Genomic DNA, 22,420 nt, shown 5'->3' with positions numbered 1-22,420 from the left:
CCGGTTCTCAAGGTGCACGCTTTGCGGCTCATCCGGTCCGACCGGGCCGCGCGGCAAGGAGATATATTGCCAGACCGCGAAGCCCTGTGGGACGTCAATTCCACTCTTCACAAGTCCTACACAACATATTGCTTTCTATAGATAATAGAAAGACTGGTGCGGATCTTCCGCACGTATCAGATGATGACCCTTTGGTTCAGGAATATATAGAGATCGGTCACCTGTAAGTGTTTATCTACCCGCGCTTTTAGCAATGTAAACCGCGCTTCAGATAAAAAGAGGGAGCGCCGCGCACAACGCGACACTCCCCTAGCGATTCAAGAGAATCTATTAGGCCTCGAGAGCCTTCTTGGCGATGGTAGCCAGCTCGTTGAAGGACTCGATGTCCTCGTAAGCCATCTGAGCCAGGACCTTGCGGTCGAGCTCGATGCCGGCAACCTTCAGGCCGTGCATGAACTGAGAGTAAGAGATGTCGTTCAGGCGAGCAGCAGCGTTGATACGAGTGATCCAGAGAGAACGGATCTCGCGCTTCTTGTTGCGGCGATCACGATACTGATACTGCAGGGAGTGCTGGACCTGCTCTTTAGCATGCTTGTAAGTACGCGAAGCGGCACCGTAGTAACCCTTCGCACGGTGCATAACGGTACGGCGCTTCTTCTTGGCGGCAACAGCGCGCTTAATACGTGCCATGTTCTATCAACTCCTAGACGGTAAAACGAAAAACGGGAACGCGAACTTAGGCGAGACGCGACTTGATGACCTTGCGGTCGGCAGCGGCGATCTCGGTCTCCTGACGGAAGCCACGCTTACGCTTGGTGGACTTCTTGCTCAGGATGTGGCTCTTGAAAGCCTTGGCGCGCATAAGCTTGCCGGTACCAGTCTTGCGGAAACGCTTCTTGGTGCCGCTGTGGGACTTCATCTTAGGCATGAAATACTCCTTAATCGGTTACAGAACACTAGTTACTTGGTATCGCTTGCCGCTTTATCCTCATCGAAGGCGCCCTTAATCGGGGCGAGCAGCATAAGCATGTTACGGCCTTCCATCTTAGGCTTGGACTCGACCGTAGCGTAAGGCTTGAGATCCTCGGCGAGACGCTCGAGAACGTTAAGGCCCTGCTCCGGGTGAGCCATCTCACGGCCGCGGAACATGATGGTGATCTTAACGCGTGCGCCCTTCTTGAGGAAACGCAGAACGTGGCCCTTCTTGGTCTCGTAGTCGCCAACGTCGATCTTGGGTCGGAACTTCATTTCCTTGACCTCGACCTTGGACTGGTTCTTACGAGCAGCCTTGGCCTTCATGGCCTGCTGGTACTTGAACTTACCGTAGTCCATGACCTTGCAGACCGGCGGCTCCGCGTTGGGAGCGATCTCGACCAGGTCGAGACCCTGATCGTCGGCGACGCGCTGGGCATCGCGGATGGCGAACAGGCCGAGCTGAGAGCCATCGACGCCAATCAAACGGCACGAAGATGCAGTAATCTCGTCGTTGATGCGGGTGTCATCAGACTTAGCTATTTTCCCTACCTCCATTCATAAAAAAATAACCCGGCGCTTCTCAGCAACCAGGTCGTACACATAGACATCCTCGATTTGAGGATGAGAATCTAAGTTGTATGACCAGTCAGCTGCTCATTGGCGCCAAAAGGTGGGAACCCTCGGGTTCCTCTTTAGGGCATTGCGGGGACAACGCCTTGCGAATAATAACACGTACAGCGCGTTATCACATTACGTACACGAAAAAGGGGCCTTGACCCCCTTGAACGCTCGCTTGCATGTATGGTGCCCGAGGCGAGACTCGAAGGGCCTTCGCTTCGCGAAGCCCCGGGCTTCGGGCGCGTGGCGCCCTCGCCACGCTCCGCTACAGACAGGCCACAGGCCTGTTTGCTTAACGCTTCGCGCGCTCACGCGAGTTCGGCACGAAAAAGGGGGCCGCAACCCCCCCTGAACGCTCACTTGCATGTATGGTGCCCGAGGCGAGACTCGAACTCGCACGTTGTTGCCAACGGTGGATTTTGAGTCCACTGCGTCTGCCAATTCCGCCACTCGGGCACGCAATGCGTGAGTTAGTTTATCACAGCTTTCTACCGATTAGTCCGAAAATGGAACTTCGAGCATTTCGATGAGTTCGACCGTGCGGAGCATCTCGCGCTGACGGCATCCGCGACCGTCGACCGAAGCCTCACCCATCTGGTTATCGTAAGGGTCCTCGCGCATGCCGTCGAAAGAGGGCTCAAACTCTGCCTGGAATCGATTGTTGGCCACCATACGCCACGGGTCGAGATTGCCAAAGTAGTGACGGCGGCGCCACTCCTCCCCCATCCTGCGAGCAGAAGATCCAAATGACACGTCGGCGTTGAGCCAACCGGTCTGCGGCGTATAGAACTCTGCCCAGTCGTGCGACCCCACCGAATCGGGCGCAACGTACAGGCCGCTCTGCCAACGGGCAGGCACGCCCGCGATACGGCACATGGTGATAAACGTGAGCGCCATAACGCCGCAATCGCCGCGGAGCGAATGCGCGCAGTCATCGGCAATAGATCCCAAAAGCAAGTACGGCGGTTGATAGCGATAGTCGACATACTGCGTCAGATAATCATAGATAGCACGGGCGCGATCGAGCGGATCCTCGAGTCCGTCAACAACACCGGCCGTCAGCTGCTGCAGATACGGCGTAAATGCAATGTGCGGACGATCCTCGGAAATATCCTCGGGCAGAGGCGCGTCCATACGCGGATGAACCGGAAGTGTGCCACCGTAGACATCACAATAAGCAGCATCGATGTGATAACGATAGGTCACCGAGAATGAGCGTTCACTCGAAGAAGACCACGAGGCGGTACGCGCCGAAGCGTTCGCGGAAGCAACAGCACCCTCCGGCGTCATGTCGAGAATCTCGACCCGAGACTGCTGGTGGCAGGTGGCGGCAACGGGAAGCCAAGCGCGAACGGTCTCCCCCTCTAGAGCGCCGGGGACAGACACAGATGCTTTAAGCGTAATGACGCGAGCCAATCCATTTTGCAACTCCATCTCCTTGAGCATCTCGTTGCGCAGTGCAATTCCGTCCGTAGGATCGGGACGCATGCCGGGGACCTCTTTGGGATATACGCGAAGCGAATCGAGGAAGTTGTCGAGAACGAACAGCTCGCCATCGATAAAGCGCCAGTCAATACGCTTACGGTCAATCAGATCGTCAAACTGCCCCTCGGTAAACTCAGGCCACTCCTCGCGAATCATCGCAATAGCTCGATCGCGCGACACCGAAAAATGAAGCGGCGTCTCGATCATGCGATACCGCTCGGCACGAACGCAGGCAGCAAGCGAGGGATCGGGATTTTGGGCAAGTAGGCGGTCGCAAGCCTCAATAGCCTGCGAAAGATACCCCGCATCCTTTAAACGCAGGATCTCGGGTGGCAAGCCAACATCTAGAAAACGGAAGTCATCATTGCAAACATCAACAGAGCAACCAACAGGACCCTCGTCAATAACCTTCCCATCCGAAGGCAGCACATTAATAACAGCCATACCAAACTCCAAGTCATTAGAACTCTTGAAGCCCATTGTAGCGAGATAAAAAAGAAAGCCCCAATAAAGGAACCCTCAACACCGATAAACGGTACCTATAAAAAATGAATTCAGCCCAGTAACCCTGTAGCGAGTTAACAAAGGGGCCCCGTTTCCCCGGAGCTGATTCCGTCGCGCGACTCCTAGCGAAGCCAGTAGCCACCTTAATTCAGACTCGTAACCCTGCGGCGTTAAACGAAGGAAGCCCCGTCCCCCGGAACTGTTTCCTTGGCGCGACTTCTGGCGAAGCCAGGTGAGCGCAAAGGAAACAGTGTAGGGAGACGGGGCTTCCGGCGGGAAGTTTAGCGACGCTTACGCCTTGTTGACGGAGCCAAACTCCTCCATGAGCTCCTTGGTGCGGGCAACGATGTTCTCGCGACCAGGCTTGAGGAGCTTGCGGGGGTCAAAGCCCTTGCCCTGCTGATCCTTGCCAGCCTCGATATACTCGCGAACGCCCTTGGCGAAGACGAGCTGCAGATCGGTGTTGACGTTGATCTTGGAGATACCCAGGGAGATGGCCTTCTTGATCTGATCCTCGGGGATGCCGGTGCCACCGTGCAGGACGAGGGGCAGGTCGCCGGTCTGAGCCTTAATCTCGCCCAGGCGCTCGAAGGAAAGGCCAGCCCAGTCGGCAGGGTACACGCCGTGGATGTTGCCGATACCGCAGGCGAGGAAGTCGACGCCCAGGTCAGCAATCTGCTTGCACTCAGCAGGATCAGCGAGCTCGCCGCTGGAGGTCACGCCGTCCTCGGTGCCGCCGATGCCGCCGACCTCGGCCTCGATGGACATGCCCTTGGAGTGGGCAAGCTCAACGAGCTCCTTGGTGCGGTCGAGGTTAAGCTGGAAGGTCTCCTCGTGAGAGCCGTCATACATGATGGACGTGAAGCCGGCCTCGATGCACTTGAAGCAGTCCTCGTAAGAACCGTGATCGAGGTGAAGGGCGACGGGAACGGTAACGCCCGTGGCCTCGACGGCAGCCTTGACCATGTCGGCGCAGACCTTGAAACCGCCCATCCACTTAGCGGCACCAGCGGTGCACTGAAGGATCAGCGGAGACTTGGCCTCCTCGGCGGCCTGGAGAATAGCCAGGGTCCACTCGAGGTTGTTGGTGTTGAAGGCACCGAGACCGTACTTGCCGGCCTCGGCCTTCTTGAGCATGTCTGCTGCGTTGACGAGCATAAAAGAAACCTCCTGTAAGGTTGCTCCGATAACGCCTGAGATTTTACCACGACATACCCGAGCATAAACGTTCGTTTGTTCACGAATACCATCCGATTGGACAAATTTTGACCGTTTGCCCCACAGAATCGACCCACTGGGGAAAATAGCTTGACGATTGAGCGGTCTTCGTGGTTCGGACGACGGCTTCGAGCCTACATCTGCATAAACGGGTTCTGCATAAGTTCGCGCGCCATCGTGGTCGAATCGCCATGGCCCGTCAAGCAAACGGTATCGGGCGGAAGCATCTTGGCAAGTTTGGAGAGCGAGCGCATAATCGCCGCCTCGTCACCGCCGGAAAGATCGGTACGACCGTGGCTGCCCGGGAAAAGCGTGTCGCCCACAAAGGCGATGTTCCCCCGCTCGGTCGCGGCGAACAGGACGATGCCGCCCGGCGTATGCCCCGGCGTCTCGATCACCTGCAGGCAGACGTCGCCCACCTCGATTGTATCGCCCTCGGCAAGCAAACGCGTCGGCTCACCCGGATCGGGTGTCTCGATACCCCACATGGCGCGCTGCTCCTCGATATTTGCGCGAGGTACCGTCACGTCCTTAGCGCACAACTCATATAGCGCGCTGTCGCCAACGACAGCTCGAACCCCGGCAACCCCGCCAACATGGTCGGCATGACCGTGCGTGCAGACAGAGCCGAGTACGCGCACCTCAGGATGCGCGGTGCGGATATGCTCCACAAGACACTCGCCCTCCCACGCCGGATCGACGATTAAGCACTCGTCATTCGAAATCACGGCGTAACTGTTGGTCTGAATGGGGCCGTTGACGAGCGCCTCAATCGAAGCCGCACCTCGGGGTGTCAGGTCCAAAGTCATATCGCCCATGCGCATACCCTCCTTCTAAAATACGTTCGAGGCACCAAACGATGCCTCGAACGTAACCAATATCTATGATGCTGAGAGGCTCTCGCACCTACACACGGCGCTTGAGCTGAGCTCCGCCTTCGCCGGGCATAAGACGGCGAGCGTCGTAGACCGAATCGACACTGCTGATGGAAGCCAGCAGCGGATCCAGACCACTCGCGTCCGAGATCTCGACCATAAAGCGCAGGGTTGCAATACCCTCGCGGTTGGTCGACGTGGCGGCAGAAAGGATATTGCCGCCCGCATCGCCAATGGCAATGGTGACATCCTTGAGCAGGCCCATACGGTCCAAGCACTCGACCACGATCTCGACCTGGAAGAGGGTGTCGGCAGCGCCGTCCCACTCCACATCGATCATGCGCTCGGGATGTTCCATAAGACCCTTGACGTTGGGGCAGTTGGCGCGATGTACCGAAACGCCACGACCGCGCGTGATGAAGCCGACGATGTCGTCGCCCGTCACGGGGTTGCAGCAATGAGCCAGACGGACCAGCAGGCCGCTGTTGCTCTCGCCCTTGACGATAATGCCGTTACTTGCGCTCTTGCCGCGCTTTTGCGGCTTGCGGTTGGAGCCGCGAGCAGGCTGTTTCACGACCTCGGCGATAGCCTCGGCCTTGGTGAGCTGTTCCTCGGGCTTGGGGTCCAAGATTTGCTCGACCTTATTGCCCACAGCGCGCGGGGCAACCTTGCCGGCGCCGACGGCGGCAAACAGGTCCTCGAGCTGCTTGAAGTTAAACTGCTCCGCTACGGCGTTGAGCGCACGCGTTGATCGCGGCGTAGAGATGCCATACCCGCGCTTGCGCAGGTCCTTGGCCAGTATATCGCGGCCGGCAGCAGCGTCATCGTCTTTGGTCGCGGCGGCGAAGTAACGGCGAATCTTTGATTTGGCCGAAGGTGTCTTGACGATCTTAAGCCAATCGCGCGACGGCTTAGAGCTCTTGTTAGTCAGAATCTCGACACGGTCACCCGTCTTGATTTCGTGCGTGAGCGGCGCCACCGCACCGTTGATCTTGGCGCCGACGCAGTGGTTACCGACCTCGGTATGAACGGCGTAGGCAAAGTCGAGCGGTGTAGAGCCGGCACGAAGCGCCATGACCTCGCCTTTGGGCGTAAAGACAAAAATTTCCTGGTCGAACAAGTCGACCTTCAGTGAGTGCAGGTATTCCTTGGCATCGGTGATCTCGTCAGACGCCGCCCAGTCGAGTGAGTGCTTAAGCCAGTTGATCTGGTCGTCCAGACGCTGCGCATCGTTGGTCTTAGAGGCAGACGATCCGCCCGACTTCTTGTACAGCCAGTGGGCGGCGATGCCGTACTCTGCCTGCTCGTGCATCTCATAGGTTCGAATCTGAATCTCAAGCGGGCGGGCCGTGGGGCCGATAACCGTCGTATGGAGTGACTGGTAGTTATTGACCTTGGGCATGGCGATATAGTCTTTAAAGCGACCGGGCATGGGATGCCACAAGGTATGCACGGCACCAAGCGTGGAATAGCAATCGCGCACCGAATGAGTGATGACGCGCAGCGCCACCAGGTCGTAAATCTCGGAGAACTCCTTGCCCTTGCGCTTCATCTTTTGATAGATGGACCAATAGTGCTTGGAACGACCGTTGATCTGAAAGCCCTCAAGACCAATGCGATTGAGCTCATCGGTGAGCGTCTTGATGGTCTCGGCAAGATAGCGCTCGCGAACCTCGCGCGATTCGGCTACCATGCGCGCGATGCGCTGGTAGGCATCGGGCTCCAGGTAGAAGAAGGACAGGTCCTCGAGCTCCCACTTAATAGAGCTCATGCCCAGGCGGTCGGCCAAGGGCGCGTACACGTCCATGGTCTCGCGCGCCTTAAACAGACGGCGGTCCTCGCGCAGGGCGGCAAGCGTGCGCATGTTATGCAGGCGGTCGGCGAGCTTGACGATGATGACGCGAATGTCCTTGGACATGGCGAGGAACATCTTGCGCAGCGTGAGGGCCTGCTTCTCGTCCATGCTGTCGACTTCGATGTTGGTGAGCTTGGTCACGCCATCGACGAGCTCGGCCACCGTATCACCAAACAGACCCGAAACATCGGTAAGCGAGGTCTCGGTATCCTCGACGGTATCGTGCAGCAGCGCGGCGCACACCACATCGCAGTCCATCTTAAGATCGGCCAAAATGATGGCAACCTCGACGGGATGGTTAATGTACATCTCGCCCGAGCGCCGCTTTTGGTTGCAGTGCTTCTCGGCAGCAAAGCAGTAGGCCTGCTCCACCTTGGAGAAGTCATCCTCATTCATATATTTGAGGCACAGGCGCTCCAGCTTGTCGTAGCTGTCCGCCATAATCTCGGGCGGCAGCTCATCAGCATGCTTATAGTGCTCCATCTCCGAGAACGGCTGGAGGGTGGAATCATGGGCGGTACGGGCTGCGGCATCCATCGAGGTCCCCTTCCCCTAGGCCCGCGGTACGATCGGGCGGTTAACTTTGGCTAGCATATCAGAAGCGCACGAATCGAGCGCCCAGCTCCGGAAAGCCGAGAACTCCATGCGCGAGCGCAAGCCCTCCAAATAGCGAATTGACCTGCTTAATTGCACGCGACCGGGATTTTCGGCCATCGCGATGCGACGCGTATCGTCAAACCCCGAAACGCGACAGAAACCAAGCTCTTCGAAGATTCCCAGGCCGCTTTCCACCGAGCGCTCGTCGACCGGCGTGCGAGCATCGATGGCAAGACACATCTGAGCGATGTCGATATCGCTCGCGCAGAATGAATCGTCCCCCGTCTTGCCGCGGTTGGAGCGCCACATGGTCTGCAGCGCTCGATAGAGCGTGACAAGCTCATCGCGCTCGGGCGCGTAACAATCGAGCAGGCGCTCGTTAATTCGGGCGTCGCGCGACGAATAGAGCAGGTGAATCACGGCGGGCTGGCCATCGCGGCCGGCACGGCCACTCATCTGGTTAAACTCAATCGTACCAAACGGCATGTGGTAGAGCACGACATGGCGGATATCGGGCAGGTTGACGCCCTCACCAAAAGCCGAGGTTGAAACGATGCAGCTGAGACTTCCGTCTCTAAAGGCTTCTTCAACACGGCGGCGATCGGAGCGCGCAAGCCCGGCGTTATAGAACGCGATATGGGTCGCACAGTCAGGCACGCGTTTGCGCAACGTCTTGGCAAGCGCCACGGACTGGTCGCGCGAGTTCACGTAAATGACGGTCTTCTCCCCCGTCGCCACGATCGACACCAGGCGATTTTCGCGGCTCGCAAGGTCACGGTCGTCCTCGAGCTGCAGGTTCTCGCGAACGGTCTCGTCGACCACCGTCCTGGTAATCGGTAATACACGAGCAAGCTCCGCCACAACCGGAGCCGTCGCGGTAGCCGTTGCCGCCATGACAACGGGGTCGCCCAGGGCCTTGAGGATATCGGGCATGTCGAGATAGGCGCTGCGGTCGCCGCCCTTGGCAAGACCGGCATGATGCGCCTCATCGATAACGACAAAACCGATGCGCCCCGAACGCGCAAAGCGATCGCGGTGAATGGACAGAAACTCGGGCGTCGTGAGCACGATGCCGGTGCGGCCCGAAGCCAAGCCGGCAAACACGTCATCGCGCGCCGCTTCCACGGTCTCGCCGGTCAGCACGCCTACGCCAATGCCGAGCGCGGCCATCGTCGAGGAAAGGTGATAGGCCTGGTCGGCAACGAGCGCGCGCAGCGGATAGACAAAGATACTCGCACGCCCGCGAAGAACCGCCTCGCGCGCGGCATGCACATGGAAGATAAGAGACTTGCCGCGCCCCGTTCCCATAACGGCCAGAACACTTTGGTGATCGGCCAGGGCATCGAGCGCCTCGACCTGCGCGCGGTGCGGCTGGTTCGATCCGATAAAGCTGTGAATGAGCGAGCGCGTGAGCTCGGTATAGGAAAGCTGGGCAAGCGTCTCGCGTTTACGCGACTCCAGGCGCAGTCCAGAATCCGCCGGTTGTACGCCGCGGCGAAGCTCACATGCCGGGTCGTCAACGCTGGGTGCCGTGGTATCGCGGACCAAGACATCTTTGATCATGAGCTTGGGCTTCACACGTCCCTGCCAATGCTCGGCAACGGCCTCGAATACCAAGTCGACGGCGCTGTCGCAATTGATAAGCCTATCGATCTGCGGTACGCGGAACATAATGGCAGGCACACTCGCGGCTCCATCCGTCGCCACAAAGCGCATATGCTCGCCGGTCTTACCCACCACGGCACGATCACACATCGTCACGCCCTCGGCAGCCAGCAGCGGCACCTTATTACCCTGGCCAAACGGCTCAAGGCGGGAAATCTGCTCGATGGTCTCGATATTCAATTCGGAAAGGTCGACCGTGGCGGCAACCTCATCGGTGTCCTCAAAGTCCTCGGCGGGAAGCTCGGACAGCACAGCGGAAAGGCGACGACGGAACTCGTCGAGCTTGGACGCCTCGATGGTCACGCCCACCGCACCGGCATGCCCGCCGCGGCGAATCAGCAGGTCGGAACAGCGCTCGACGGCTTCGAACAGGTTGACCTTGCCCACCGAGCGGCCCGAGCCACGTGCTATACCGTCCTCGATAGAGAAGAGCAACGCCGGCACGTGATAGCGGTTGGTAAGGCGGCTCGCCACGATGCCTTTAACGCCCTCGTGCCAGCCCTCGCCACCCACGACGATTGCGCGACCGCCATCATAGGTCTCCTCGACCTTTGCCATGGCATCACGCGTGAGCTCCGCCTCAATCTCGCGACGCTGACGGTTGATCTCCTCGAGCTCGGCCGCCAGTGCACTTGCCTCGATAGGATCGCGGGCAAGCAGCAGGTCGAGCGCCAGCTTGGGATCGGCCATGCGGCCGGCGGCGTTTAAGCGGGGAATGAGCGAGAACGATAGACCGTCCGCCGTAATGGTAGCCAGATCGGCCTTGGCGAGCGCTGCAAGCGCGATGTAACCGGGACGAGCCGTCACGCGCATCTGCTGGATGCCCTCGGCGACCAGTGCGCGATTCTCGGGCGTGAGCGGCATCATGTCGGACACGGTGCCCAGTGCCGCGACCTCAATCAGCGAACGCCAATACGACGGCTTGCCCAGACGCTCGCCCAAAACCTGCACCAGCTTGAGCGCCACACCGGCACCGGCAAGTTCACGCGAGGGGCCCTTATCCTCGAGTTTAGGGTCGGTCAGGGGCACGCCCTGCGGCACCTGATCGGAGGGCTCGTGATGGTCCGTGACCACCAAATCGATCCCCAGGCTCTCCAGATAGGAAACCTCTTCTTTGGCGGCAATGCCGTTATCGACGGTCACGATCAGCTGGGGACGAGCGAGCTCGTTAACGCGGTCGAGCGCCGCGCGCGAAAGACCGTAGCCCTCGTCAAAGCGATGTGGAATAAACGGCGTAACATCGGCGCCAAACGTGCGCAGTGCCTCGGTCAACAGACAGGTCGATGTAATACCGTCGACGTCGAAATCACCAAAGACGGCGATGCGTTCGCGGTTGCGAATAGCACGCTCGACGCGGTCGGCAACGACCGACATGCCCGGGATAATGAGTGGATCGGCCCAATCACGGTCGAGCGAAGGCGTCAAAAATAGCTGGCCTTCCTCGATGGATGTAATGCCGTGCGCAACCATAATGCGCGCCACCAGCCCGGGTATGCCCAGACCAGCCGAAAGCTCCTTTTCGAGCTCGGGATTTTGCTGAGCGACCGCCCAGCGATGCGTCGTCTTAAGCGATGACATAGGCGCCCACCCCCGATAGGGGCAGGTCGCCGCAATACCTCTCACGGTTCATAGCGATGAGTCCTCTGTGTATGCCCGCTTCGGCAGGCAGATCTGTTGAACGGATTTATTATACCGTGCGGCGCGGACGCAAATCGCCGCAGCACGCCGCGGTTTCGGTAAACGATGCCGGTAATACCCTCGAAATAATCGAGCGTTTCTGACGCACGGACACATGTGAGCGTCTAGCATATCCAGTCAAAACGGATTCACGAGCAAAGGGAGTCACAAGAGCATATGAAGCAATGGGTTGGACTGGGCAAGTTTCTCGCGGGGCACATGCAAATCATCGTTCCGATTTGCGTGGCGCTCGGCGTGCTCTTTCCTCAACAGATCGGCGTTCTCAAGCCCATCGTTCCCACCTTGTTTGCCTTTATGACGTTCCAAGGTGCGCTCAGCAACACCTTTCACCAGGTAGCCGAGGTGTTCCACCGTCCGCTGCACCTGATTGTGGCATTGTTGGTCTCGGCGGCGCTTATTCCCATCGCGGCCTATGCCATGGGATCGTTGTTCTTTGGTTCCAACCCCAACCTTGTCTGCGGCATCGTGCTCGAATACAGTGTGCCCGTGGCAGTCACCGCTTTTATGTGGATCAGCATGTTCGGCGGCAACGGCCCGCTCGCGCTCACCATCATCCTGACGTCCTCGGTTATATCGCCCGTAACGATTCCGCTCACGCTCAAGCTCCTGTTGGGCGCCACCGTCGCAATCGATGTTCCGAGCATGATGCAGAACATGGCCTTTATGATTGCCATCCCCGCCGTGCTCGGCATCGTGATCAACGAGCTCACGCACGGCTGGGGACACGAGAAACTCTCCCCCGCGCTCTCGCCCGCCTGCAAGTTCATGATGATGGGCGTTATTGCCTCCAACTCCACCGCCATGAGCGAGTACGTGCTACACATGAACGCGGTGCGCCTGGAAGTCGCCCTCTTTATTCTGGCGTTCGCCATCAGCGGTTTTGTCGTGGGCATTCTGGTCGCCCGCGCGTTGCACCTGCCGTATAGCGAGACGACCACCATGTGCTTTACCTGCGGCATGCGCAATATCTCTTCGGGCGCCGTCATCGCCACGCAATACTTTCCGGGCGAAGTTGTGTTTCCCGTCATGTGTGGAACGTTGTTTCAGCAGGTGCTCGCCTCGCTTATCGGACATCTCTTTGAACGTCTGACCGGCGAGGAGCGCGCCGCCCAGCGCAAGCGGGTCGAGGCCGGCCGCGATGCAATGGCGCGCTAAACCGTCCGCAGTGTGCGGGCGCTCACTTTACGATGTGAGCGCCTCCAGATGTGCGCGGAGTCGCTCCGCATCGACATCGAGCGTGGTCTCAGCATTGACCTGAGCCAGCCGATACCCGACAAAGTAGGGTGAAACCACCCAACGTGGAAGCGCCTTGGCAATGGTCCGGCCGCTCATGTGATAGAAGAACAGGTTGTACGACTCTGCACGACCGCCATGGTGCTCGTGCAAGATATAGCGCAGAGCTACCTGGATTGCGTCGGCGAAGAGATCCGCCTCGGCTTGGTCTCTCGTGTCATCGCTGGCGGCGATTCCCTGCGGGGCTGAAACGTTGATCTCAAAGAACCCCATGATCGGTTCGGTTGAGATGTTGACCGCGATTCTCCCCTGTCGCCAGACATTGATGCCTTCGAAATTGGCAGAAGTCAGCGAAGCATAGCCGTCTTCCTGCTCCAAACCCACAATCTGCATGTGCGGATGGACGAGGCTGCCGCCCGAAAGCGGGCCTTTGTTCTTGTACATGAGCACACTGCAGTACTGTTGGGAATCGATCATCTGCTGCCAACAGCCCAGGGCAAACCGCATCACATGATGCAGCTCATCCGGTTCATAGGTCACCAGGTCGGCGTCGTGATTGGCAGACTCGATCAATACGGTCTGACGTGTGGCCCGCAATGTCTTGAACTTATTCTCGAGCCAGATGCAGTCACCATCGCGCTGGATGATGTTGGCAAGCCCCTCCGTGTCGCAAAAGGGGCACGCGGTGCCAGGGCGACGATTATCGTCGGGCTTACCGCTCGCCTGCTGAACGTCAAATACCAGCGCCACGGGTTATACCTCTAGCGGCACGATCTTGGTGCCATGGAGCTCGGAGACGCCTAGCGCCGCCGCGACCGCGTCGCGATTTGCCGTAGTGATGCCGCCGCCGGGAAGGATGGTCAAACGATCGCCCGCATACTCGATTAAACGAGTCAGGTGATCGAAATTATCCTCGATCGACGTACCGGCAGCGCCGCCATGCGTGAGGATGCGCGTAACGCCGCAGTCGGCAAGTGTATCAATCGCATCGAGCTGAGCCTCGGGCGAGAGCTGGTCAAATGCCATGTGGAAGGTGATGTCGATGGGCTCACGCTTACATTCCTCGGTCGCGCAGCCCGCAGCCATCACGAGGGCGCCAAGCGTAAGCTCGTCGAGCGCCCATCCGCCGGCAAAGGGCTTGCAGCAGCCAAAGACCAGGCCGTCAACGCCGGCGCTCACAGCAAGGCCCAGGTCCATCTCCATCATGCGCAGCTCGTCCTGGTTGTAATGAAAGTCGCCACCACGCGGACGGATCATGCACATCACTCGCGCGTCATGCTCGTGAGCGTAGCTGACTGTAGCGCTAATAACGCCGGCGGAAGGCGTGGTGCCACCGACGGCGAGGTTGTCACACAGCTCAATGCGCCCCGCACCGGCCTCGATAGCCGCCGGCACCCGCTCAAAGTTCTCGGCACAAAACTCGTACAGCATAGATAGACCCCCAAAGACAGCAGATGTTTTCCGACGGGCATTGTCACACATCCCCATGAAGTTGCGGTGGAATAGGGACTGTTTTGGCGTCTAGCGCCCCCATTTAGTCCCTATTTCACCGCAACTTAAAAGGGGGCGCTGACCGGGTTGGTCAGCGCCCCCTTTGTTGAATGGATTAACCGCCCAGATAGGCCTTGCGGACGTTATCGTCGTGCAGCAGCTCTTGACCGGTGCCGGTCATGGTGATCTTGCCGGTCTCGAGTACATAGCCGCGTGTAGCGATGGAAAGTGCCATCTGCGCGTTCTGCTCGACCAAAAGCACCGTGGTGCCGGCCTTGTGCAGGTCCTCGACGATCTGGAAGATCTGCTCAATCAGAATCGGCGCCAGACCCATGGAGGGCTCATCGAGCATGAGCAGCTTAGGGTTGCTCATAAGAGCGCGGCCCATAACGAGCATCTGCTGCTCGCCGCCCGAAAGGGTGCCGGCGACTTGGCGACGGCGCTCCTTAAGGCGCGGGAACTGCTCGTAGACGCGCTCGAGACCCGGAGCCACCGTTGACTTGGGCTGCGTATAGGCACCCATTTCCAGGTTCTCCTCGACCGTCATCTGCAAAAAGGCACGACGACCCTCGGGAACCTGAGCCAGGCCCTTGCCCACCAGTTTATCGGCAGGCGTATGGGTAATGTCCTCGCCCATAAACTTGATGGAGCCGGTCTTGGAACGTAGCAGGCCCGAGACGGTTTTAAGCGTCGTGGACTTGCCGGCGCCGTTGGCACCGATCAGAGCCACGATCTCGCCCTCGTTGACGTTAAAGGAGATGTCCTTGATGGCGTGGATAGCGCCGTACCAGACGTTGATGTTGTAGACGGAAAGCATCGACTCTGCCATTTAGTTCTCCCCCTTATCCTGCTTGCCCAGATACGCCTCGATAACGGCATCGTTGTTCTGGATTTCCTCGGCCGTGCCCTTGGCGATGACCTTACCAAAGTTAAGCACGCAGATGCCCTCGCAAATGTTCATGACGAGCGACATATCGTGCTCGATAAGCATGATGGCGATACCAAAAGTGTCGCGAATCTTAACGATGTTCTCCATGAGCTCTGCGGTCTCGGACGGGTTCATGCCGGCGGCAGGCTCGTCGAGCAGCAGCAACTTGGGGTTGGTGGCAAGAGCGCGAACGATCTCCAGACGACGCTGAGCGCCGTAAGGCAGCGAGCCGGCCTGCTCGTTTGCCAGGTGCTCCATATCAAAGATGGACAGCAACTCCATGGCGCGTTCATGGGCGGCCTTCTCGTGCTTCCAGTACGTCGGCAGGCGCAGCACGCCCTCAAAGCCGGAGTAGCGCTCCTGGTTGTGCAGGCCGACCTTAACGTTGTCCTCCACCGTCATGGTGTTGAACAGGCGGATGTTCTGGAACGTACGGGCAATACCCATGCGGTTGACCTGGTAGACCGACTTGCCCGAAGTGTCCTCACCGTCGAGCAGGATGGTGCCGTGCGTGGGCTGGTACACCTTGGTGAGCAGGTTGAAGACCGTAGTCTTGCCGGCGCCGTTGGGGCCGATGAGACCGGCGATCTCGGTCTTACCGATGGTCAGGCTAAAATCGTCGACTGCCTTAAGGCCGCCGAATTCAATGCCCAGGTGGATGCACTCGAGCGCCGGGCGCTCGCCCAGGTCGCGATCGGGAACGATGGCGCCAGAAGGATACGGGACCATCTTGCCCTTGTTGAATTCAAACTTACTGGGCATCGGCTGCCACCTCCTTCTTAGAAGTAAAGCGGTCCTTAATGCGGCCGAAGAACGCTTTAAGCTGCGGGTTGTTGGTAAAGACCATGACCAGAATCAGTACAATGGCGTAGATGAGCATACGGTAGTCCGAGAACTGGCGGAGCAGCTCGGGAAGCACCGTGAGCAGTGCCGCCGCGATGACGGAACCGCGCATGTTGCCCAGGCCACCCAAGACCACGAACACCAGAATGAGAATCGACGTGTTGAAGTCGAACTTAGTGGCGGAGAGCTGCGAGAAGTTACCGCCGAAGAGGGCTCCGGCAGCACCGGCGAGGGCAGCGGAAACCACGAAGGCGATCATGCGGTACTGGGTGACGGAGATGCCCACGGACTCGGCTGCAATCTTGTTGTCGCGCACGGCCATAATGGCACGACCGGTACGGCTGCGAACCAGGTTGAGCACGATCACGAGTGCGACCATGACCAGGATGGCACCGGCGAGGAAGGTCGAGTACGTCGACACACCCGATGCGCCCTGCGCGCCCTTGATGATGGCGGTGCCGTCCTCGAGCAGATGCAGGTCGTCGATCGTAGAGTTGCCCGTGATGTTAAAGATCACGTGCAGGCCGCGGGAGTCGACGCCCACGATAAGGCAGGTGACGATTTCTTTGATGATCTCGCCAAAAGCCAGGGTCACGATGGCCAGATAGTCGCCGCTCAGGCGCAAGACCGGGATACCAATCAAGAAGCCCAAGATGGCTGCGGCGATAGCGCCGACCACAATGCTGATGATCAGGCGCATCGGGTCGGACGGAACGGCGCTCTCCAGCGCGACGGCGATGACGATTCCCGTATAGGCGCCGACGCTCATAAAGCCCGCGTGGCCCAGCGACAGGTCGCCCGCGATGCCGACGACGAGGTTAAGGGAAATGGCCATGACGATATAGGCCGTGATGGGAACCAGCTGACCGGCGATCATGCGCGGAATCATGTGGTTAGACTGCATAAAGAACACGATGGCGAACGCCACAAGGCACATGGCGTACGTGACAAAGTCGTGACGCGTCTGCTTGTCTTTAAGAAACTTCATAACGCTCACCTACACCTTCTCGGGGACGTACTTGCCCAAGAGGCCGGCAGGCTTGACGAGCAGGACGATGATCAGAACACCAAAGACGATGGAGTTGGCAAGGCTCGTGGAAATGTAAGCCTGCGCCATCGCCTCGATGATACCGATGAGAATGCCACCGACAAAAGCGCCGGGGATGGAGCCGATGCCACCGAAGACTGCGGCGTCGAAGGCCTTGATGCCAGGCATGGCACCCGTCGTGGGTTGCAGCACCGGCGAGTAGGAGCACAGCAGCACGCCGGCGATGGCGGCAAGGGCAGAGCCGATGGCAAACGTCATCGAGATGGTGCGGTTGACGTTGATGCCCATGAGCTGAGCGGCGGCCTTGTCCTCGGACACGGCGCGCATGGCTTTGCCCATCTTGGTCTTTCCTGTAAAGAACATCAGGCCGGCCATGATAACCAGGCAGGCGACGATGGTGACGAGCGAGACGGCGCTTACGTTGAACTTGGCCAAGAACTCCGGCACCTGGAAGGTGACGAGCGAAGTGAAGTTCTTGGGCGTGGCGCCCCACAGAAGCTGCGCGGCGTTCTGCAGGAAGTAAGACACGCCGATAGCCGTGATCAGAACGGCCAGCGGGCCTGCTTGGCGCAGCGGCTTATAGGCCAGACCCTCAATGAGAACACCGAGAACCGTGCAGGCCACGCAAGAGAGAACTACAGATGCCCAGCCCGGGAGGCCGAGATACGACGTGGCGCAGAACGAGACATAGGCACCGACCATGATGACATCGCCGTGAGCGAAGTTCAGCATCTTGGCGATACCGTAGACCATGGTGTAGCCCAACGCGATGATGGCGTAGACGCTGCCCATGGACAGGCCGTTGACCAGGTATTGGATAAAGACCGTCATGTTCCACATCCCCCTTTCGAATAGGTTTCCAGTTGATGTATGAAACAGGGACGTTACATCGTCCCTAGATACCAAGCAAGCAGGGAAGGCCAAAACCTCCCCTGCTTGGGATCAAAACCGCTCTATGTAAGGCGGCCAATTAGGCCTGTACGTACTTGCCGTCGGTGATGACGTACGCCGTGGGCTCCTTCTGGACCTGGCCCTTGTCGTTCCAGGAGAGCTTGCCAGTCAGACCGTCAACAGTAATGTTGCGCATAGCCTCGGGAAGTTTCTCGGCAACCTCGGTGGGGTCGGCGTCGACACCCAGGCCGGCCTCCTTGAGAGCCTCGACCACCGTATGCACGCCGTCGTAGGCGTCGGCGGCAAACTGGTCGGGGGTATCGCCGTACTTATCTTTGTAAGCGTTGACGAAGTCGGCGTTCTTCTCGTCGTCGGCTGAGAACGGGGTCATGAGCAGCAGACCCTCGGCAAGAGAGGTGTCGAAGCCCTCAACGCCCAGGATGCCGTCCATGCCATCGCAGCCCATCATCTTGACATCGTAGCCCATGTCCTTGGCGTTCTTGAGCAGGACGGACGCCGGCGTGTAGTAGATCGGCGCGAAGATCATGGTGGCGCCGGCCTGCTTGGCCTTGGTCAGCTGGTTGGTAAAGCTCGTGGCGGAGTCGTCCTTAAAGGTCTCCTCGTCAACAATCTCGAGCTTAGACTCAGCGGCCTGGGCCTTAAAGGAATCTGCGATGCCCGAAGAATAGGCGTCGCCGGAGTTATAGAAGAGCACGAACTTCTCGTCCGCATACTTCTGCGCCAGGAACTTGGCAGCGTTGACACCCTGGTTGGGGTCGGTGAAGCAAACCTGGAAGACGCAATCCTTGCCCTTGGTAACGTCCTCGGAGGACGCGGACGGGGTGATCATGAACGTCTTGGGGTCGTTACCGCACTCTGCGGCAACGGCAACCGACGCACCCGTGGTGGTCGGACCGACGAGGGCCTGCATGCCCCAGTCGAGCAGGGTGTTGAAGGCGTTGACGGCCTTCTCGCCGTCAGCCTGGTCGTCCTCGGCCTTGCTGACAAGCGGCAGCTCCTTGGTCGAGAAATCCTTGCAGCCAAGCTCGACAGCCTGTGTAACGGACTTGCCGTAGGACGCGTTGGCGCCGGTCAGCGGGCCGATGGTGCCGATCTTAAACGAAGCGTCGCCCGACGCGGAACCGCTGTCGCCGCCGTTGGAGGAGCAGCCAGCTAGAATGGACATCGCCCCCAGACCTGCTGCGCTCGCGATAACGCTCCTGCGATTCATAACAGGGTTCAATGACTTACCGGTGAGGCTCGACATGCGGCTCTCCTCTCAAATCTCGTCGGGTTTCGGTTACCCGACAGGCCATCCTTCGCCGTGTTCGGCGTTCGCAAAATACTAGACGCTTTAGTTAAGGAAAGTGGCGATTATTTCAACTTTTCTTTTGATTTGTTCATTTATCCATAATCATGCGTATTTCTGTCGGTTTATGCAGTTTAGCCACTTTATTGTGTGAAAGTAATGTTTCCGTTCTGTTACAGGCGTCCCCGCCCTGAATAAAACGGCCCCACCGGTCTCGTTATATGCACTTAGGCGGCGATGTACTTGCCGTCCTGAATCACATAGGCCGTAGCGGGCTTTTCGACTTGGCCCTCATCGTTCCACGTCAGCTCGCCCGTCAGGCCCTCGATCTTGATCTTGCGCATGGCCTTGGTGAGCTGGTTGGTAAAGCTCGTGGAAGAATCGTCCTTAAAGGTCTCGGTATCAACGATATCAAGCTTGGACGCCTTGGCCTGCTCGGCAAAGGCGTCGGCAACGCCCGAGCTGTACGTATCGCCGGAGTTGTAGAACAGGGCGACCTTGGCGTCCGTATACTTCTCGGCCAAGAACTTCGCGGCGCTGGTGCCCATGGTGGGGTCGGTGAAGCAAACCTTATGGTGCAAACGTTGACAGTTTGTTACGGAGTTCCGTTTGTAGCGAGCGTGTTTCCAATGTTTCCGCAGCGTTTCGGGGGTGGCGTTTTGTGCTGCTCCCGCTGCCAGGCAAGCACGCGCCCGCACTTCACGCTAGAATGCACTCAACCTTTAAGCGGTTAATCCATCCATAAGATGCACGAAGGAGCTATCTATGAGCGAACCCATGCGCACCGTGAACGTCGGTCTGATCGGTCTGGGAACCGTCGGCGGCGGCGTGGCCCGTCTGATCAAGAGCCACCACGATGAGTACCTGGCAGCCTACGGCATCGACCTTAAGCTGACCCGCGCCTGCGCGCTTGCTTGGGAGCAGGCCGAGGCAGCAGGCATTGAGCGCGAGGCCTTTACGAGTGACTGGCACGATGTCGCAACCGACCCCGCCGTCGACATCGTCGTCGAGCTGATCGGCGGCGAGCATCCCGCAACCGAGATCTTCACCACTGCCTTTGAGCACGGCAAGCACGTCGTCTCTGCCAACAAGGCCCTGCTGGGCCGTCACGTCGAGACGCTTGCCGAGAAGGCGCGCGCGTGCGGCGTGCAGATTAAGTGCGAGGCCAGCTGCGGCGGCGGCATCCCCATCGTGAGCACGCTTGAGCACGACCTGGTAGGCAACAAGATCCTGACCATCGCCGGCATCCTCAACGGCACCACCAACTACATCCTGTCGCGCATGGACGCCGAGGGCGCCGATTACGCCGACGTACTTGCCGACGCACAGGCAAAGGGCTATGCCGAGGCCGACCCGTCCGCCGACGTCGACGGCTTCGATGCCGCCAGCAAGACAGCCATCCTCGCCTCCATCGGCTTTGGCACCCGCGTTACCACCGACGATGTGTACCAGCAGGGCATCCGCACCATCGGTGCCGAGGATATCGCCCAGGCCCGCGAGCTCGGCTACACCATCAAGCTGCTGGGCATCGCCCGCAACACCAACGCCGGCGTCGACGTTCGCGTGCATCCCACGCTCATCCCGGCAGACCATATGCTCGCCAAGGTCAACGGCGCCATGAACGCCGTCTACGTGGTAGGCGACGCCGTGGGCGAGACCATGTTCTACGGTGCCGGCGCAGGCTCCTTCCCCACCGCGAGCGCCGTCGTGGGCGATATCCTGTCGCTCTCCGAGCAGATCAGCCGCGGCGTGGCTCCGCTGCCCGAGATTGAGCCCTATGGTCACAACCTCGCCTTTAAGCCCATGGACGAGCTCCAGACTAAGTACTATGTGCGCCTGAAGGTCGCCGACCGCGTGGGTGCCCTGTCCGAGACGGTCGACATCTTTGCCAAGCACAACATCTCGATCTCGCTCATCAACCAGGTCGAGGACGGCAAGTCGGGCGCCAGCGATACTTGCTCGGTCATCTTCCTGACGCACCGCGCGCTCGAGAAGGACGTCCAGGCTGCCACCGCCGAGCTTGCCAACGTCGACTGCGTAGCCGAGGTCGCCAACGTCCTGCGCATCGAGGACGTTGAGGCTTGGACCGAAGGCGTCATGGCGAACTAGCTCAACGCTCGCCTAGCAATACACGCTTTGAGGGCTCCCGTCCGATGCGGGACGGGAGCCCTTTTGTCTCCTGCCCTAAGCACAACGGCAGAGCACATTTGCGCGAGCCGCTCATCGGTAACGCGGGCTACCGTTCACCGATATGCAAACACGGCCGATTCCAGTTACGGCTACGCTGTGCTGCGAATGTCCGCCCGCGATGAGAGGAAATACCATGTTGCTCGAGGGCAAGAAAGCAATCATCACCGGAGGCACGCGCGGTATCGGCTATGCCATCGCCTGCCGTTTTATCGAGGAAGGCGCCGCCGTCACCGTCTTTGGCTCGCGTCAGGAGACCGCCGATGCGGCCGTTGAGAAGCTGACAGCCGCCTATCCCGACGCCAAGGTCTGGGGCCGCTCCTGCGACCTCACCTCACTCGAAGCCGTGACCGAGGCCTTTACCCAGGCTGCAGCCGACATGGGCGGCTTGGACACGGTCGTCAACAATGCCGGTATCTCCCAGCGTTCACCCCTCTTGGACTACACGGCCGAGGAGTTCGCAAAGGTCATGGACCTTAACGTCGTCGCCGTCTTTAATGGCCACCAAGCTGCCGCCAAGATCATGACCGAGGCCGGCCACGGCGGCACCATCACCACCACGAGCTCGATGGTTGCCAAGTACGGCCAGCCCTCTGGCGTCGGCTATCCAACGTCCAAGTTTGCCGTCAACGGCATGGTCCAGTCGCTCTCGCGCGAGCTCGCCCCCATGGGCATTCGCGTCAATGCCGTAGCACCCGGTGTAACCAAAACCGACATGGTCGCCAACCTGCCTGAAGAGGTTATTAAGCCCATCGTCGCCACCATTCCGCTGGGTCGCATGGGCGAGCCCGAGGATGTCGCCAACGCCTTTGTTTTCCTGGCGAGCGACATGTCCTCCTACGTCACGGGCGCCGTGCTCCCCGTCGACGGAGCCGCCCGCTCTTAAGGGACCACAAGCCTCAGCTCCCAGCCTCAACATAGTCCAACAAAGAAGGCGCGCCGTCTGCATCAACTGCAGGCAGCGCGCCTTCTTCTGTTTGAAAGGGAAGCTGTGTCCCGG

At 59.2% G+C, this 22,420-nt stretch carries 19 protein-coding genes and 1 tRNA gene; 3 read left to right on the top strand and 17 right to left on the bottom strand.

Annotated features, from left to right (window positions below):
- Positions 1-330: 330 nt before the first annotated feature.
- The 9 genes from rplT to recJ form a co-directional block, all read right to left on the bottom strand.
- The gene (gene rplT, locus ABCP74_RS07355; RefSeq protein ID WP_006234421.1) at positions 331-690 is read right to left on the bottom strand and encodes a 50S ribosomal protein L20; all 360 of its coding nucleotides are present in this window, start codon (positions 688-690) and stop codon (positions 331-333) included.
- Positions 691-736: 46 nt separating this feature from the next.
- Complete coding sequence (rpmI, locus tag ABCP74_RS07350; protein ID WP_006234422.1) at positions 737-928, bottom strand: 50S ribosomal protein L35; 192 nt, start codon at positions 926-928, stop codon at positions 737-739.
- A 32-nt stretch (positions 929-960) separates the two neighbouring features.
- Entirely contained in the window at positions 961-1,530 is a 570-nt protein-coding gene (gene infC / locus ABCP74_RS07345) for a translation initiation factor IF-3 (protein ID WP_006234423.1), read from the bottom strand.
- Between the two features lie 432 nt (positions 1,531-1,962).
- A tRNA-Leu gene (locus ABCP74_RS07340) sits at positions 1,963-2,049 on the bottom strand.
- Between the two features lie 39 nt (positions 2,050-2,088).
- Complete coding sequence (locus tag ABCP74_RS07335; RefSeq protein ID WP_343001335.1) at positions 2,089-3,522, bottom strand: transglutaminase-like domain-containing protein; 1,434 nt, start codon at positions 3,520-3,522, stop codon at positions 2,089-2,091.
- Between the two features lie 351 nt (positions 3,523-3,873).
- Positions 3,874-4,740 (bottom strand): class II fructose-1,6-bisphosphate aldolase, encoded by an 867-nt coding sequence (fba, locus tag ABCP74_RS07330; protein WP_217107712.1) that lies wholly within the window; start codon positions 4,738-4,740, stop codon positions 3,874-3,876.
- A 194-nt stretch (positions 4,741-4,934) separates the two neighbouring features.
- Positions 4,935-5,618 (bottom strand): MBL fold metallo-hydrolase, encoded by a 684-nt coding sequence (locus ABCP74_RS07325; RefSeq protein WP_334203716.1) that lies wholly within the window; start codon positions 5,616-5,618, stop codon positions 4,935-4,937.
- A gap of 88 nt (positions 5,619-5,706) precedes the next feature.
- Entirely contained in the window at positions 5,707-8,067 is a 2,361-nt protein-coding gene (locus tag ABCP74_RS07320) for a RelA/SpoT family protein (protein WP_217107710.1), read from the bottom strand.
- Positions 8,068-8,082: 15 nt separating this feature from the next.
- Entirely contained in the window at positions 8,083-11,370 is a 3,288-nt protein-coding gene (gene recJ / locus ABCP74_RS07315; protein WP_343001332.1) for a single-stranded-DNA-specific exonuclease RecJ, read from the bottom strand.
- Positions 11,371-11,646: 276 nt separating this feature from the next.
- Between recJ and ABCP74_RS07310 the strand changes: the two genes are divergently transcribed.
- A complete protein-coding gene (locus ABCP74_RS07310) occupies positions 11,647-12,645 on the top strand; it encodes a bile acid:sodium symporter family protein (protein ID WP_217107708.1) in 999 nt (332 codons plus the stop codon).
- A 27-nt stretch (positions 12,646-12,672) separates the two neighbouring features.
- On the opposite strand, the gene ABCP74_RS07305 is transcribed toward ABCP74_RS07310, so the two are convergent.
- From ABCP74_RS07305 to ABCP74_RS07270, 8 genes are all read right to left on the bottom strand, one after another.
- On the bottom strand, positions 12,673-13,473 hold the full coding sequence (locus ABCP74_RS07305; RefSeq protein WP_343001331.1) for a DUF4931 domain-containing protein: 801 nt from the start codon (positions 13,471-13,473) through the stop codon (positions 12,673-12,675).
- A 3-nt stretch (positions 13,474-13,476) separates the two neighbouring features.
- A complete protein-coding gene (locus ABCP74_RS07300; RefSeq protein WP_217107706.1) occupies positions 13,477-14,154 on the bottom strand; it encodes a copper homeostasis protein CutC in 678 nt (225 codons plus the stop codon).
- A 175-nt stretch (positions 14,155-14,329) separates the two neighbouring features.
- Positions 14,330-15,043 carry an ABC transporter ATP-binding protein gene (locus ABCP74_RS07295; RefSeq protein WP_199579824.1) on the bottom strand — a complete coding sequence of 238 codons (714 nt, stop codon included), beginning with the start codon at positions 15,041-15,043 and terminating at the stop codon, positions 14,330-14,332.
- Positions 15,044-15,904, bottom strand: a complete 861-nt coding sequence (locus ABCP74_RS07290) for an ABC transporter ATP-binding protein (RefSeq protein ID WP_055287178.1) — start codon at positions 15,902-15,904, stop codon at positions 15,044-15,046.
- On the bottom strand, positions 15,894-16,973 hold the full coding sequence (locus ABCP74_RS07285; RefSeq protein WP_217107705.1) for a branched-chain amino acid ABC transporter permease: 1,080 nt from the start codon (positions 16,971-16,973) through the stop codon (positions 15,894-15,896). The genes ABCP74_RS07290 and ABCP74_RS07285 overlap by 11 nt, the downstream gene beginning before the upstream one ends.
- Positions 16,974-16,982: 9 nt before the next feature.
- The gene (locus ABCP74_RS07280) at positions 16,983-17,864 is read right to left on the bottom strand and encodes a branched-chain amino acid ABC transporter permease (protein WP_022095035.1); all 882 of its coding nucleotides are present in this window, start codon (positions 17,862-17,864) and stop codon (positions 16,983-16,985) included.
- A gap of 139 nt (positions 17,865-18,003) precedes the next feature.
- On the bottom strand, positions 18,004-19,191 hold the full coding sequence (locus ABCP74_RS07275; RefSeq protein WP_343001330.1) for an ABC transporter substrate-binding protein: 1,188 nt from the start codon (positions 19,189-19,191) through the stop codon (positions 18,004-18,006).
- A 269-nt stretch (positions 19,192-19,460) separates the two neighbouring features.
- Positions 19,461-19,814, bottom strand: a complete 354-nt coding sequence (locus ABCP74_RS07270) for a type 1 periplasmic-binding domain-containing protein (RefSeq protein ID WP_226790394.1) — start codon at positions 19,812-19,814, stop codon at positions 19,461-19,463.
- A 184-nt stretch (positions 19,815-19,998) separates the two neighbouring features.
- On the opposite strand from ABCP74_RS07270, the gene ABCP74_RS07265 reads away from it, so the two are divergent.
- A complete protein-coding gene (locus ABCP74_RS07265; RefSeq protein ID WP_343001329.1) occupies positions 19,999-21,342 on the top strand; it encodes a homoserine dehydrogenase in 1,344 nt (447 codons plus the stop codon).
- A 214-nt stretch (positions 21,343-21,556) separates the two neighbouring features.
- A complete protein-coding gene (locus ABCP74_RS07260; RefSeq protein WP_138340724.1) occupies positions 21,557-22,306 on the top strand; it encodes an SDR family NAD(P)-dependent oxidoreductase in 750 nt (249 codons plus the stop codon).
- The last annotated feature ends 114 nt before the right edge of the window (positions 22,307-22,420 follow it).

This window comes from Collinsella aerofaciens (genome assembly GCF_039062315.1).
Lineage (GTDB): Bacteria > Actinomycetota > Coriobacteriia > Coriobacteriales > Coriobacteriaceae > Collinsella > Collinsella aerofaciens_BG.
The sequence above is the reverse complement of the archived record's forward strand: the minus strand, read 5'-3'. Positions and strand labels throughout refer to the sequence as shown.